This is a genomic window from Flavobacterium facile (genome assembly GCF_036321945.1).
Classification (GTDB): Bacteria; Bacteroidota; Bacteroidia; order Flavobacteriales; family Flavobacteriaceae; genus Flavobacterium; species Flavobacterium facile.
The window spans coordinates 54,718-70,345 of sequence record NZ_JAZAYT010000031.1 but is presented as its reverse complement, the minus strand read 5'-3'; the positions used below and the strand labels follow the sequence as shown (position 1 = coordinate 70,345).

Genomic DNA, 15,628 nt, shown 5'->3' with positions numbered 1-15,628 from the left:
TTAATTAGTAATTATTTTTGTTGTTATAATGCCTTTGTTTTTTGTTGTAATTTTTACAGCTAAAACTTGATTATTGATGTTAAGTAATGAAAAACTATCTTCAGTTTCATTTATATTTTTTTTGTAAAATACTCGTCTTCCTAATAAATCATAAACTTCAATTTGTTGAATTTCATCATTAAATGATTTTATATGTACAAGATTTTCCGATTGATAGATGGTGAAATTTGAAATTTCTTCTAAACTATTTGATAGCGTTACATCTTTGAAGACAATTTCAAATCGATTATCAATAATTTCAATGTTAGAGTCAAAAGAATATGCTCCGTTTTTTAAATCGTGAATAACATTTAATACTTTATCTTTTAAATAGATGTTTTGATTTCCAGCAAATAATCCGTCAATGTTATTCATTTCAATTTTATAAGTACTTGGTTCAACAATTGATAATCCTAATGGAATAACATCTTCATCTGTAAAAGGAAGCATTTTACCTTGAACTGCATATTTATTTGAATCAACTACAGAATACAAATTACTTCCTTGGTTTCCAAACGAAAGTCCGTCAATTCCGAAGTCGTAATTATTGGTTGCTTCGTTCATATAGCCTATTAAAGCTTGACTAAATTGGCCAGTCTCGTTTTTAAGATTTAACCAAATTCTGTGTTTTTCTTCTGAATTAAATGAAACTTCACAAGGACTAAATGCTTTGAAAAATTGATTTCCATTGTTTATCAATCGCATTTCGTTAGAAAAAGAAATATAACTTGGAACAACTGCATTTACAATAAATCCTTGTCCTACTTGAATTGTTCCGTTTGGTGATGCTCCACCAGCTGCAGAAGCTGTTCCTCCTAATAAAGTGTAAGTTGCGTAATTGTTTAATGGATATGTTCCAGCTACCGCTTGTTGTGTATGTGTCCAAAAGTATAAGGTTCCATCAATGGTTTGATTTTCGGTTCCTCTATTAAATGTGTTTTTTAAGATAAAATCATTAGCACTAATAGTAGAAGGATAAGGATTTCCAATGGCATTATAACCAGAAATTCCTTTTTTGATAACAGGTTTGAAATACGAATTATTAAAAGTTCCTGTAAAGTTCCCAGTATATGGAGAATATACGGTACTCGACCAGTTATTTGGAGCTCTTACTAAATATCCTTTTGTAGGTATGAAATTATTTGAACTTGGAATTATCGGATCATAAGAACCATTTGTCCCGGTTAATGGATTGTAAACATAAAATCTATTTGTAACCGTTTGTGGTGAAAAAGCTAATAAATTTTGATTTGAAACTGGCGATGACCAAAGGGTATAATCTAATCGAACTATCGGACTACTATTTCTATTTACTGTTGCATTTCCTGTATTATTTAAATGTTCAACTTGAATTAAATTCGCATTATTTTGAACAATAATATTCGCTGTTGTGTTAATTGAAACGGTTTTGTTTACTGTTACATTAGTTCCTGAAGCAATAGTTAAAACAGCAGTTCCGTTTACTTGAATCGAACACGCTTCTAAATTTACTGAAGTAGTAAAGTTGCCATTAAAAATAACATTCTTGTTTTTATCTGGACTTCCATTACTCCAGGCTGTTCCATTCCAAGTTGTAGAAGTCGCACAAGTTTGTGGTGTTACATTTATTGTAAAAGTTTGTCCACCAAGTAAGGCTAAATTGTTTCCTTTAATTGTTGCAATAAAATTATCAGTAACAGTGCTTAGTGCATTGTGTTTGTAAGAAAGTTGCGCACTATTAATATTTGCTTGTGTAAACGAATCTCCAACATACAAACGTTGACCGTTCAATAATAAATAACCGTTTGTTGGTAATTTAGTTACTATATATTGTAATTGTGCTGTTGTTGCACCAGATTGTGTAGCGCTTAATAATGCAGAAGTTATGTTTTGAGTTGCTCCTTGATTAATTGTTAATGCATTATTAACCAAAGCAATATTATTTACTACTTGTAATTTTCCACAAATGGTGATACTAAATTCATGGAAAGTACCACCTGAAGAGTTTGAAACTCGGTCTGTTGCTAATAAAACCCAAGTTCCTTGAGCATTTGAACCAATAAATCTTGAAAACGCCTGGCCCGGTTGTTGAATTCCTTCTAAACCAGCAACAACTCCAGGATCAACATTTCCGCATGTTAAAGGCATTCCTGCATCATCAAAAGTTACATTAAAATTGGCACCAGAACAATCTCTATTATATATTTCTGCGAAAACGCCAGTTGGAGCTCTAAATTGCATTTTTATATCCGTAAGTAGCGGATGCGTAGCTCTCATATAAAAGCTAACTTTATTGATAATTAAATTATCGGTAACATCAATTCTAGCACTTACCGCATTATTTGAGTTGATATTCCAAATGTTATCACCACCTTCAAAATATTCATTTGTATAAGTATTACAAAAGTCTCTAGAAATTTGAAACGAATAAATTTCCGAGTAAGAGCCATATATACAAGTATTTTTTGGTCGAACTCTCCAAAAGTAAATTTTGCCTTCAACCAAAGAAGTAGTTTGATATTCTAATTTTGAAGTTGTAATTGTTTCAGCTATTGAAGAAAAAAGTGGAGATTCTGAAATTTCTACGATATAATCTTCTGCACTAGTTAAAGTGTTCCATTTCAATAAAACAGATGTAGCAAGATTAGTTGCTCCATTTGTTGGAGAATTTAAAGTAAGTTGTCCAATAAAGTCTTCATAAACATTTAATGAAACTGGACTTGTTCCTGTAGCATTTGTAGAATTTCCTTTTAAAGTAACAGGATAATTTCCAGCAGATACAGATGCGGCTCCAGAAAGAGTAACGGTAACTTGTCCGTTTACCGAAAGTGATGCTGGTGAAAAACTTGCCGTTAATCCAACTGGTAAATTATCCATAGAGAAGGTAACAGCTTCCGCAAAATTTGGTGCTTTTGCATAATTGAAAGTAAAAGAACCAACATTTGGTTTACAAATAGGGATATTTGTACCAGCTGTAATAAATTCAAATGTTCCGGGTTTTATTTCAAAATTCTGATTTGAAATATCAAAAAAGATGTTGGTTGCCGCTTCAATTTTAACTCTAGCTTTTTTAGTTATGTTATTTGGAACCGTTATAGTTTGAGTTCCATCATTTGCTGTATTTGAAAGTAATGTAATTGGATACGTATAACCTCCGTCAAGAGATAATTTGATATTTACATTAGCAGATAAGGTATTGGTTGAATTTACAGCCCAAGTAACCGTTTTGGTTTCTCCAGCATACCAAACTTCTGAACCTAAATTTGGAGAATTAACTACAAATGGTCCTGTAGTATTAACTGTAATTATAACGTTATCGCTATTGGTTTGGCCAACTTGAGTATTATTATCTCTAACTGTTAATCTAAAATTTAAAGTTCTTCCAACCGAAGGTAAAACTTCCCATATTGGAGTTTGATTAGCAATAATTGCGTCTAAATTTGGAAATACTCTCGCTGAATTTGTATTTGGAAAAAAAGAACGGAAAACTGGTCCTGCTGTATTTGTTGATACTGGTGGTTGAACTCCGCCGTCAGTAATGTCATATTGTTCCCAGCAATAAGTTAAAATATCTCCAACGGTTGGGTCAGAAGATAAGTTCCCATTTAATATAAAAGGTGTGCTTTTTGGAATTGTATAATCTGCACCTGCATTTGCAGTTGGTTCTACATTTGTATAACTTGTTTCCGTTTCGCAAGTATGCGAATTTACAGCGGTTGTCATTTGTGCAATACTTCTGGCGTGAAAATATCCATCACTATTCGCCTGAACATTTGGCGCACAAATACCAGCATAACCTAAAATGGTAGAAGCACTTCCTGGTTCATAATCGTCAGTTACTTTAGAACCAAAACAAGGATTATAATACGTATGACCAGCACTAAACTGATGGCCAATTTCGTGCGCTACATAATCTATATCAAAAGGGTCAAACTCTGGTGTTACAATTCCTGTTACTCCAGAACCTTTGTTAGTCCCACAAGGTCCAGTTCCTGCAATTCCACCACCACCAGTACTAAAAACATGACCAATATCATAAGCAGAATCTGTAATTAATCCAGAAATATTTCCTGTATTTGCGGATAACATTTGTGAACCACTATAATTGTCATATGGGTCAGCGTCTGGTGAAGCATCCGTATTAAATCCGTTAATATAAATTAATCGATTGTTATTTGGAACGATTTGAAATCTTAATCCCATATCTCTTTCGTATACACTATTTACCCTTGTAATTGTAGTGTTCATTGCAGCTAAAACACCTGCTACCGTATTACCATGATAAGCCGAATAGTCTGACGTACAAGCGATGGCAATTTCATAGGTTCTATATTTACCATCAATACTATTTTTTTGAAGTTGCTGTGTTCCAAATTGTACTACATTTTCATCTTTTTCCTCATTCACATAACTACAATTAAAGTCATCATCTGTAGCTTTATTAAAGTTTTTTCTGTTGTAAACAAGTATATAATCAGATTCACCTCTTTTATAAGGATCTAAATAAATAGTTTTTTCACCATTAATTACACCATAAAAATTATCTTTTGATAAACTGATGTATATTTTGTGTAATGGATTTTGTTTACTAATACCAACGTAAGATTGAATTTCAGGATAAAGTGCACTTAACTCTTTGTGCATGTAATAAACTTTTCTTATTTTGAACTCTTCAAAATGTCCATCTTCTAATGGGAAAGAAACAGAAACATTTGAATTGTCTGCATTATCAAAATTTTCCTCAGGAGCAATTTTTAAGCGGTTTTTTAAATCAGAGAAGTTAAAATTGTATAAGTTGTAAGAAGTAGGAAGTTGTTCTTTTGTTCCATTACCAATTTTTGTTTTTACATCGTGGTAATTTACTTTTTTCCAATTTGTTTGTGCATTTGATAAATTTGATATTAGCAAAAGCAGAGACAGCTTAAGCAAGTAATTGTTTTTCATGGTTTTAGGTTTAGGGGGCTGTATTTGTCAGTATTTCATGAGGAATACGAGGCAAAAGTATAGTATTTTATTTAGATTACTCGTGTGTTTTTTCTTAAAATAACATGATTTAATATAAAAATAATATATTTTATTTTTTATGTTGTTTTATTAATTTTATGATGATGATAACTTTATTTTGTTTAAGATTTAGTCGAGAAATTCAATCTAAATTGGTTTTCAATTGTTTAAAAATTCTATTATTGTTTTTTTTAATATACTTTTGTCTGAAATTTTACAAAAAGCAAAAAATATCTTTAAAAGTTTGGATAAATGAGAATAAAAAATTTCATCATTTTTATTTTATTATACTGCTGTAGCTTATTCTCAAGATTCCATTCCGAAATTTCGTTGGTTACGTTCTGGAGTTGTTGTAGGTTTTGCATCACAAAATACATTTATAAAACAAGAGTCAGATTATCTTTATGAAAATAAAATAGTTAAGTTTTCCAATCATTTTAATTGGTCGAGAAAAAGAAAACACAGTTGGGAAATTTTAGTGGAACCAAGTTATTATCGTTCGAAACATCAAATGATAAATTATTGGTTTATTAGTCATACTGTTGTTAATGGAGACGAACTTAGAGCTAAATTCATGAAGCCAAAATCAATTAATGAATATGTTTTAAATGTTGGACTGGTTTACCGAAGATATTTAAATTTAAATTCTTCAGTATATGCCACTTTAAATTCTGGACCAATGTATATCGACACAGATACAGAACGATTGAAAAAAGGATTCTCATTTAGTGATATTCTTTCTGTTGGATACAATTACAAAGTAAAAAATGTTTCTTTTGATGCGAAATTTATGTTCAGACACGCCTCAAATGCGAATTTACAAATGCCAAATTTCGGATTAAACTCCTCAGGATTTGAAATTGGTTCGTATTACGAATTCAATTAATAAAAAAATTCGCAAAACATAAGCTGCTTTGCGAATTTCTTAGTTTTCTTTTTTGTAAAATCTATAAAAAGATACGATACATTTGTCCGTTTTTAGCGATAATTTGATAACGCGTTTTTTCTGTTGCTTCTTTTTTAGCTAAATACGCCGAAACACTTTCCATATCTGTTGCTCGCATATTATCTACTTGAGTTACAATAGAACCCTTTAAATCTTCTGCATATTCTGCATAATCAGCATTAGTAACTTCTTTGATTTTTATACCATTTTTCAAATTGAATCGTTTCTTGTCATTGGCATCTAAATCTTCAAATTCAATGCCATTAAATTCGTACGCAATTAATTCTTTTTTTGTTAACGGAACATTTAATGCTATGTTTTTCCCATCTCTAATAAGTGAAACTTTTACAATATCATTTGGTCTTTTCGTATTGATTACCGTTGCCATTTCTGCTGATGAAGCAATTTTAGTATCATCTAATTTTACAATTACGTCTCCTTTTTCAATTCCAACTTTTTCAGCACCAGAATTCTTGTTGACTTTATTCACATAAAATCCTTCTGTTTGCTTGATGCCATATTTTTTAGCGGCTTCGGCATTTAATTCGCCACCTTCAACACCTAAAATACCGCGTTGTACGTTTCCGAATTTCATTAAATCTTCAATGATTTTTTTAGTAATATTTGAAGGAACTGCGAAAGAATAACCTGCATAACTTCCTGTTGGTGAGGATATCATCGTGTTAATTCCAATTAATTCTCCATTCGTATTTACTAACGCACCACCGCTATTTCCAGGGTTTACCGCTGCATCAGTTTGTATAAACGATTGAATACTAGCTTTGTCTAAATTTCTAGCTTTCGCCGAAATAATTCCCGCTGTAACGGTAGAATTCAATTGATACGGATTACCAACGGCTAAAACCCATTCACCAACTTTAATTTCATCAGAATTTCCAAAAACAATAAACGGCAATTTTTCATCGGCATCAATTTTTAGTAAAGCGATATCCATTTTACTGTCGGTTCCAATTAATTTGGCTTTGTAGGCTTTATTGTTATTTAAGGTAACTTCTAATTCTGTCGCATCCTGAATTACGTGATTGTTAGTAACGATATAGCCATCTTCCGAAACAATAACTCCAGAACCTGTTCCAATTTGCTCTTGTTGTTGCGAACCACTTTGTCCGTAGAAAAAACTGGCAAACGGATCATAAACGGTTCGGACAGAAACATTTTTAACGTGTACTACGCTGTGAATAGCTTTGTCGGCACCTGTTGTGAAATCAACACTTTCTGCGCCATTATAACTCACTGATTTCGCATAATTTGGCGAAGTAGTTATAAATGAATCCGAATCACTTTTTTGGTTTTCAATGAATTTATAGGCACCCAAAGTAACGGCACCACTCATTAATGATACAATAAATAGACTTCCTAAATTTTTCATCTTGTTCATTTTTTTAATTTTATAATGTAAATATATATAGGTTTTTTAAATTTAAAATTCTGTTTAACGCACGATTAACACTGTTTAACACCTTTTTAGCATTTGGTTTAATTTATTTTCTTGTATGAATTTATAGAATTTCAAAATTCAAGATAAAAAATACAGCAATAATTTTTTATGCAAAAAAATAAATATCTTTGTACTATGCAAATAAATTTTTACAAATACCAAGGAACCGGAAACGATTTTGTTATGATTGATAATCGTGATAATTCATTTCCCAAAAATAATACCAAACTAATTGAATTTCTATGCGACCGACGTTTTGGCATTGGTGGCGATGGTTTAATCTTGTTAGAAAATCACGAAAAGTATGATTTTACTATGGTGTATTATAATTCTGATGGTAGCACAAGTACGATGTGTGGCAATGGTGGACGTTGTTTGGTTGCTTTCGCGAAACAATTAGGTGTCATTGAAAATGAAGCACATTTTGAAGCGTCAGACGGCTATCATTATGCGAAATTTGAAAATAATTTAATTGCCTTACAAATGATTGATGTTACAGATGTGAAACATTTTGACACGCATGAATTTGTTTATACAGGTTCACCACATCATGTACAATTGGTGAAAGATTTACAGTATTTTGATGTCAAAAATAATGGTTCGGAATTAAGATATTCTGATTTGTACGATGCGAGTGGTTGTAATATTAATTTTGTTGAACAAATTGATGCTGACACTTTTTCAGTTCGTACCTATGAACGTGGAGTAGAAGATGAAACTTTGTCTTGCGGAACAGGCGCAACTGGAGTTGCAATTGCGATGCATTCGACATGTAAAACAGATGCCAAACGAATCAATATTAATGTGTTAGGTGGAAAACTTACCATTAGTTTTGATGTGGAAAACAATATCTATAAAAACGTATTTTTAACGGGTCCAGCTGAGATGGTTTTTGGTGGAAGTTTAGAGGTTTAATCCTCCAAATTCATCAAACTCTTTTTAATAATTTCATAATGCGACCATGGAATAAAATGATCTGCTTTTTCTATAGAAATGGTTTCAACTTTTTCTGCATTTATAAACTCTTTTTCCATAAAAGCTACATTAGAATAAGGTACTAACGAATCTTCGGTTCCGTGAATAATAACTACGTTGGAAGTGATTTTACGTAATTCAGATTTCATCGCAACTAAATCTTCTTTTAACCACCAAAGTTCTTCATTAGATGGTCGGAAAGCACCTGGAATTAAATACTTGATGGGTTTCGACATTAAAACTGGTCGCCAATTTTCAGGGTTTTCTGCTTTTGGATCGATCGCACCTGCTAAAATGACTAGATTTTTGAATAACTCAGGTTTTTTTGTTGCGAGTTTCACTGCCACTGGTCCACCCATAGAATGGCCAATTAAGGTAATCAGTTGGTTGTTGTTTTTCGATTGAATAAAAGGTAAAATTAAATTGGCTTGTGCATTTAAATCTTCTGCTTCGCCAAAATTACTATAGCCAAAACCTGGTCGGTCAATGGCAATTAAGCGGAATTTTTTTTGTAAATCGATATCCGATAAATAGGTTTTATAAGCATCCCAACTTCCTGGTGAACCATGTAAAAAGAAAAGTGTAGGTTTTGTAGGGTCTCCCGTTTCAATATAATGGATTTGGTGGGTTTCAGAAATTTTATAATTACTATCTTTAAAAGCAGTATTTGATTTCGAGAAATATTCAATTGTTTTTTTTGGCGACATACGCATTTTCATACACGACTGACAAAAAACTAAGTAGGCACAAAATAGTATGAAGACAAACATTTTTTTGGAAATTTTTATTTTCATAAGATGTACTCGTGTATTAAAATATTAAAAGTCTATTCTAGCCCCGATTGAAGCGGTATCTCCCGATTTTTTTTCGGGAATATAGCGTAAAGCGGGACATTTGTTGACCTGAAATGTAGGTGTTTGCTTCTAAAAACTAATACGAAACAATCTCTTTATTTTGGAAATCGTTTTCAATAATTCCGTCACGTAAACGTATGATTCTGTGTGCGTGTGCGGCAATGTCTTCTTCGTGAGTAACTAAAATTACGGTGTTTCCGTTGGCGTGAATTTCGCCGAAAAGTTTCATAATTTCCACGGAAGTTTTACTATCTAAGTTTCCAGTTGGCTCATCGGCTAAAATGATAGAAGGCTTGTTCACTAAAGCTCTACCAACCGCTACACGTTGACGTTGTCCACCAGAAAGTTGATTCGGTTTGTGGTCCATTCTGTCGGCTAAACCAACTTGTGTTAGTACTTCTGTTGCGCGTTTGTTTCTTTCATCTTTAGAAAAACCTGCGTAAACCATTGGTAAAGCCACATTGTCTAAAGCTGTAGTACGAGGCATCAAGTTAAAGGTTTGAAAAACGAAACCGATTTCTTTGTTTCTGATTTCAGCTAATTCGTCATCATGCATTTCGCTAACTTGCTTTCCATTTAGAATATAACTTCCAGAAGTTGGTGTATCTAAACAACCTAAAATATTCATTAAAGTCGACTTCCCAGAACCAGATGGCCCCATTAGCGCCACATATTCACCTTTGTTTATTAGTAAATCGATTCCTTTTAATACGTTTACCGTTTCGTTTCCTAATTGGAAATCACGTGTAATGCCTTTAATGTCAATTATTGGAGTTTTCATAGTTTTCAGTCGCAGTTTTTAGTTTACAGTAATTACTACGACTAATAAGTAGCCAAATAGAAGATTTTGTTACAATTAAATTCTTATTCTTTCAAATAAATGTGAACTCCAATTTTTAAATGGGTTAATCACAAAATGTTCTTTTTCTTGTTCGGCTCTAAAAAACACAATTCCCCATTGAAAAGTATCAATCGTCACTTTTACTTTTGGATGCTTTTTTATGATTTCCCAAGCGTTTTCCATTTCTGCTGACCAATGAATATCGTCAAAAATCCAAACGGAATCATTTGTGATAGTTGGTAATAATAGTTCGAAATAGTCTAAGGTCGCCTTTTGAGAATGGTTCCCATCGAAGTAGATAAGCTGGAAGTTGGAAGACTGAAGCTGGAAGTTTTTAAAATAGCTAGAAAATTCAGTATTTATACATTCAACATTTTTGATATTGAATTTTTGCAATTGCAATTGACATTGATTTTGAGTTTTTGGACAACCTTCTAAAGTAATTAATTTCGAAGATGTATTTCCTAACGATAGGGCTGAAGTTGCTAATCCTAATGAAGTGCCAATTTCTAAAATAGTTTCTGGTTGAAAATAATTGACAATTCTAAATAATAATTCGGCTCTTTTTGGAGAAATTCCAGCAGTTTGAGCGATTTTAGCTATTTGTCTAGTATTCGATTTAAAAACGCGTGAACCTGCACCAAAATCGGTTACTTCAATCGTGTTTTTGTTTTCTAAAAGCGAATTTCTGTACTGTTTTAAAACGTCATATTCAGGAAATTTCGTTTTATCGTAAAAACATTTCGTAACCAAATCAAACACAAATGGCGAATGCACGCCGTGTTCGTTTTTGGAGTGATATAGGAATTTTATGTATGACTTAATTTGTTGTAGCATTATGCTTGGTGTAGTTTCTGAAAAAAAAAACTAATGAAACAGAAAATAGAAAATATAATCTTCAACACTTTTCTTAACTAGTTTTTCTATTTCTTTAGTTGTTAAATTTTTCTTTTTAGAAAAATGAGAATCTTCAAATGTCATAAAAGAGGCATAATTCTTATCGAATTGTAATTTATAAGCTTCAGTTTTTTTAAATTGTTTAAAGTACTTGGTTTTATACTTAATAAATTCTTTGTCGTTAAATTCTAAATTGTTATTTATTCTGCCATTTGTTATTTCAAATAACTTGTATTTTTCATAGATATCCCAAAAACCAGGTTTCATTCTTTCAGTAATTTCCCCACTATAACCTACAAGTATGCCAGAATAAAAATTACATTCAAAATTAATTTTCTCGCCAAAAATTTCTTTATATATTGAAACAAAATGAGTTTTATCAGAGTTTATGATTTCTTGCTCTTCATAGATATTTTCGACAACTAATTTATTATCTTCAAACTTAAAATAAGCAACATAGCCTCTCCATAAATTTGTAGAAACTATTTGAGTTTCCTTATCTCGAAGAGGATTACTTTCAAAATATTTTTTTAATGGATTGGAAATTAATGAAATTGTGTCTTTACCAATAATTAAATAATCTGGCATTTGCTCTGTAGCAAAAACAAATATTGGTAAAGTAACAAAAAACAATAACAGATATTTTTTCATTAATCAAAATTTAGATTGATTGTATTTTTACTAATCTGTGTTTCAAATTTACTCAATTTTGCTTGACAACTCAAACCAACGCTCTTCTTTTTCTTCTAAAGTTTGAATGATTTTTTGTAATTCATTCGCTTTCGCTTCAATTTTATCATCTGCCACTTTTCCATCGGCAAATTCTTGTTCGATTTGTTTTTTATTGTATTCTAAATCTTTAATTTCTTTTTCAATTTTATTAAATTCCTTTTGTTCGTTGAAGTTTAAACCTGCTTTCGTTGCATTGTTTTGTTTCCAACTTCCTTTATCTGTACTAACACTGTTTAAAACTTTCGGTTCTGTAGAATCTTCATAACTTCTAAAATCAGAATAATTTCCTGGGAAATCTTCTATTTCACCCTGACCTCTAAATACAAATAAGTGATCTACAATTTTATCCATGAAATATCTGTCGTGACTCACAACAAGTAAACAACCAGGGAAATCTAATAAGAAACTTTCTAATACATTTAGCGTAACGATATCTAAATCGTTAGTTGGCTCATCCAGAATTAAGAAATTCGGATTCTGAATTAAAACCGTACATAAATACAAACGTTTTAATTCACCACCACTTAGTTTTTCCACGAAATCGTATTGTTTTTTCGCATCAAATAAGAAACGTTCTAACAATTGCGAAGCGGAAATGATTTTTCCTTTCGTAAGTGGAATATATTCTCCGTATTCTTTAATAATATCAATAACTTTCTGACCCGGTTTTGGATTAATTCCACTTTGCGTGTAATACCCAATTTTAATTGTATCACCAATAATTACTTTCCCAGAATCTGGTTCCATAGTTTTGGTTAATATGTTTAGGAAAGTCGATTTTCCTGTTCCATTTTTACCAATAATTCCGATACGTTCACCTCGTTGAAACGCATAAGTAAAGTCTTTTAAAATGGTTCTGTCAGGGAAATTTTTGTTTAATTTTACCATTTCGATAATTTTGCTTCCCATTCGTTCCATGTTAATCTCAAGCTCCACCACATTTTCCTTACGGCGACTTTCCGCTTTTTCTTTAATCACGTAAAAATCATCTTGACGCGATTTCGATTTGGTAGTTCTCGCTTTTGGTTGACGTCTCATCCAAGCTAATTCCTTAATGAAAAGGTTTTGCGCTTTATCGATACTAGAGTTTTCAGAAACTTGACGTTCTTCTTTTTTCTCTAAATAATACGAATAATTTCCTTTGTATTGGTATAGTTTTCCGTTATCTAATTCTATAATTTCGTTACAAACACGTTCTAAAAAGAAACGGTCGTGCGTCACCATAAATAAAGTGATGTTTTCTTTGGCAAAATAATCTTCTAACCACTCAATCATCTCTAAATCTAAGTGATTAGTTGGCTCATCTAAGATTAACAAATCCGGTCTGTTAATTAAAATTATCGCTAATGATAAACGCTTTTTTTGTCCACCCGAAAGTTTTTTCACTCTCAGTTTTAAATCGTCTAACTTTAATTTAGTTAAAATTTGTTTGTATTGTGTTTCGAAATCCCACGCATTAAAACGATCCATATCATCAAAAGCTTTCTGATATTTTTCTTCGTCTTCTGGATTTTCTAAGGCTTTTTCGTAGTTTCTAATGACTTGTAAAACTTCATTGTCAGATGCAAAAATGCTTTCTTCAATAGTTAATTCGTCTTGTAAATTAAAATTCTGACTCAAAAAAGCCATTTTAATTCCTTTTCTAATTACCACTTGACCCGTATCAGGTTCATCAAAACCATTAATCATATTCATAATGGTGGTTTTACCCGAACCATTTTTCGCTATAAAAGCAATTTTTTGATCTTTATTAATTCCGAAAGAAATGTCTTTAAAAAGGACACGTTCTCCGTATGATTTTGATATGTTTTCTACTGAAAGGTAATTCATTTGTCAATTTGTCAATTAGACAATGTGGCAATATGCCAATTGTTTTGCAAAAATAGGTTATTGAATAGAATGAAGCAATCTTTTGGAAGTAAATAAAAAAGCTGTCGGTTAGGACAGCTTTTATGTTATTTTAGTATTTCGACTTCAATATGACTTTCATTTAAAATTTTAATGAAGGCTTTGGTATAGTCTTCTTTATCAGCTAAGTATTGGTTTTCTAGGTATTTTTGAGAATTTACTGCAAAAAGTGGATAACATGTACTTTGGATTTGGATTTGTATTTTATGTCCTTTTTTAAACGTATGTAATACATCTTGTAATCTGAAATTAACTTCAGTCGCTGTGTTTGGTGTCAATGCTACTGGTGTTTCAAAGCTATTTCTAAAACGAGCTGGCATGATTTCACTTCTAACCATTTGATGGTAATTCGCATATAATACATTTGGTTTGTCCGTATTTTGTGGTTCGTCAATTGGATAAATATCGATAAGTTTTACAATAAAATCAGCATCTGTAGCGGAAGACATTATTTTTAATTTAGCCATAATTTCACCTGCTAAAGTAATGTCTTCTGTTAAATATTCTGTAGTAAAAGTTAAAACATCTGGTCGGTTTAAAGCAAATCTTTGGTCTTCTGACATGTAATTTCTAGGAGTAAAACCATTCATATCACTATAATTGATACTACTTGGAACTGGTTTATTCGGGTCGCTATAATATTCAGAATAGGAAGAATTGGTAGGTTTTTGATTTGTTATTTTTCCGTCTGCATTCAAAAATAAATTTAGTTTGCTACTGTTTTTTGGAGGCCAATTTGAAAATTCTTTCCATTCTTTTTTACCGGTATCAAACATATAAGCTTCTGGAAGTGCGGCTGCATTTTTTGAATTTTCTTTTAAATAATGATTGAAGAATTTAAACTCCATGTTTTTTTGGTAGAAAGTCGCAATACTATCCCCAAAATAAATGTCATTATGAAAATGTTTGCCAGCTTCTCTAGACCAACCGCCATGTGAAAAAGGTCCCATTACAATGGTGTTTTTAGCTTTCGGATTATTCTTTTCAATGGTTTTGTAAATATTTAAAGGTCCAGCTAAATCTTCTGCATCAAACCAACCACCAACTGTCATTACTGCATGATTTATGTTTTTTAAATGAGGAAGTAAGTTTCTAGATTTCCAAAACGAATCATAACTTGGATGATTTACAATTTCTTGCATGAAAAAATTATTCTGGTAATATTTAGCAACGCCATTTTTTAAAGTTCCCATTTCGTTGTAAAATATAGAACCATCTCTTGAAGTGGCTTTTATACTTTGATCAGAATACCATGCTTTTTCTTCAGCTTTAGTTTTTTGCACTCCAAATACAGGAAAAGTTTTAAAATAGCCCATTAAGAATGCACCATTATGATGAAAATCATCAAAAAAGAAATCGGAAATAGGCGCTTGAGGCGATGAAGCCACTAAAGCAGGGTGTTTAGCTAAAGCGCCAACAGCAGAGTAAAAACCTGGATACGAAGTTCCGTATTGGCCCACTTTACCATTATTAAAAGTTAAGTTTTTCACTAACCAATCTACCGTATCATACGTGTCCGTACTTTCGTCAATATCTTTTTTTGTTTTATGTTCAACTTGAGGTGTCATATTGGTAAAAGTACCTTCGCTCATATATCTACCACGAACATCTTGATACACAAAAATGTATTTGTCTTTAGATAAAAATGTATTTGGACCTAAAGTTTTTTTATAGTTTTCTATTCCATATGGTGCAATACTATAACAAGTTCTTTGCATTAAAATTGGATATTTTTTGTCTTTAGAAATGTCTTTAGGCGTGTAAATCGCAGTAAATAATTTAATGCCATCTCTCATGGTTATGTAAACCTCTTTTTTATCATAGCTTGATTTAAAATCTTCTTGAGAAAACAGTAAGAATGACAATAAAAGAGTAGCAGTATTTAGTATAAATTTCATTTTATTTTTGGTTAGAATAATTAAAATTTTCAGTTCACTAATATATTGCGTTTTTTTTTAATCTTTCTGTTAATGTTTTATTAAAATAAAGTTTTG

Annotated in this window: 10 protein-coding genes; 2 read left to right on the top strand and 8 right to left on the bottom strand. The window is 31.5% G+C overall.

Annotation, left to right across the window (positions count from 1 at the left end):
- Positions 1-4,962, bottom strand: a complete 4,962-nt coding sequence (locus UEQ13_RS06930; protein ID WP_329805610.1) for a reprolysin-like metallopeptidase — start codon at positions 4,960-4,962, stop codon at positions 1-3.
- A gap of 571 nt (positions 4,963-5,533) precedes the next feature.
- On the opposite strand from UEQ13_RS06930, the gene UEQ13_RS06925 reads away from it, so the two are divergent.
- A complete protein-coding gene (locus UEQ13_RS06925; protein WP_329805609.1) occupies positions 5,534-5,908 on the top strand; it encodes an acyloxyacyl hydrolase in 375 nt (124 codons plus the stop codon).
- Positions 5,909-5,969: 61 nt separating this feature from the next.
- Here the strand turns inward: UEQ13_RS06925 and UEQ13_RS06920 are convergent, their stop codons facing one another.
- On the bottom strand, positions 5,970-7,358 hold the full coding sequence (locus tag UEQ13_RS06920; protein ID WP_329805792.1) for a S1C family serine protease: 1,389 nt from the start codon (positions 7,356-7,358) through the stop codon (positions 5,970-5,972).
- 204 nt (positions 7,359-7,562) lie between these two features.
- Here UEQ13_RS06920 and dapF point away from each other — a divergent pair, with 204 nt between their 5' ends.
- A complete protein-coding gene (gene dapF, locus UEQ13_RS06915) occupies positions 7,563-8,342 on the top strand; it encodes a diaminopimelate epimerase (RefSeq protein ID WP_329805608.1) in 780 nt (259 codons plus the stop codon).
- Here the strand turns inward: dapF and UEQ13_RS06910 are convergent.
- From UEQ13_RS06910 to UEQ13_RS06885, 6 genes are all read right to left on the bottom strand, one after another.
- Entirely contained in the window at positions 8,339-9,109 is a 771-nt protein-coding gene (locus UEQ13_RS06910; RefSeq protein WP_329805607.1) for an alpha/beta fold hydrolase, read from the bottom strand. The two genes, dapF and UEQ13_RS06910, sit on opposite strands and share 4 nt — an antisense overlap.
- Positions 9,110-9,332: 223 nt before the next feature.
- The gene (locus UEQ13_RS06905) at positions 9,333-10,037 is read right to left on the bottom strand and encodes an ABC transporter ATP-binding protein (protein ID WP_329805606.1); all 705 of its coding nucleotides are present in this window, start codon (positions 10,035-10,037) and stop codon (positions 9,333-9,335) included.
- 75 nt (positions 10,038-10,112) lie between these two features.
- The gene (locus tag UEQ13_RS06900) at positions 10,113-10,934 is read right to left on the bottom strand and encodes an O-methyltransferase (protein ID WP_329805605.1); all 822 of its coding nucleotides are present in this window, start codon (positions 10,932-10,934) and stop codon (positions 10,113-10,115) included.
- 30 nt (positions 10,935-10,964) lie between these two features.
- Entirely contained in the window at positions 10,965-11,645 is a 681-nt protein-coding gene (locus UEQ13_RS06895) for a hypothetical protein (protein WP_329805604.1), read from the bottom strand.
- A gap of 48 nt (positions 11,646-11,693) precedes the next feature.
- Positions 11,694-13,556, bottom strand: coding sequence for an ABC-F family ATP-binding cassette domain-containing protein (locus UEQ13_RS06890; RefSeq protein ID WP_329805603.1), 1,863 nt, complete (start codon positions 13,554-13,556; stop codon positions 11,694-11,696).
- A gap of 125 nt (positions 13,557-13,681) precedes the next feature.
- Complete coding sequence (locus UEQ13_RS06885) at positions 13,682-15,532, bottom strand: CocE/NonD family hydrolase (protein ID WP_329805602.1); 1,851 nt, start codon at positions 15,530-15,532, stop codon at positions 13,682-13,684.
- Positions 15,533-15,628 lie beyond the last annotated feature (96 nt).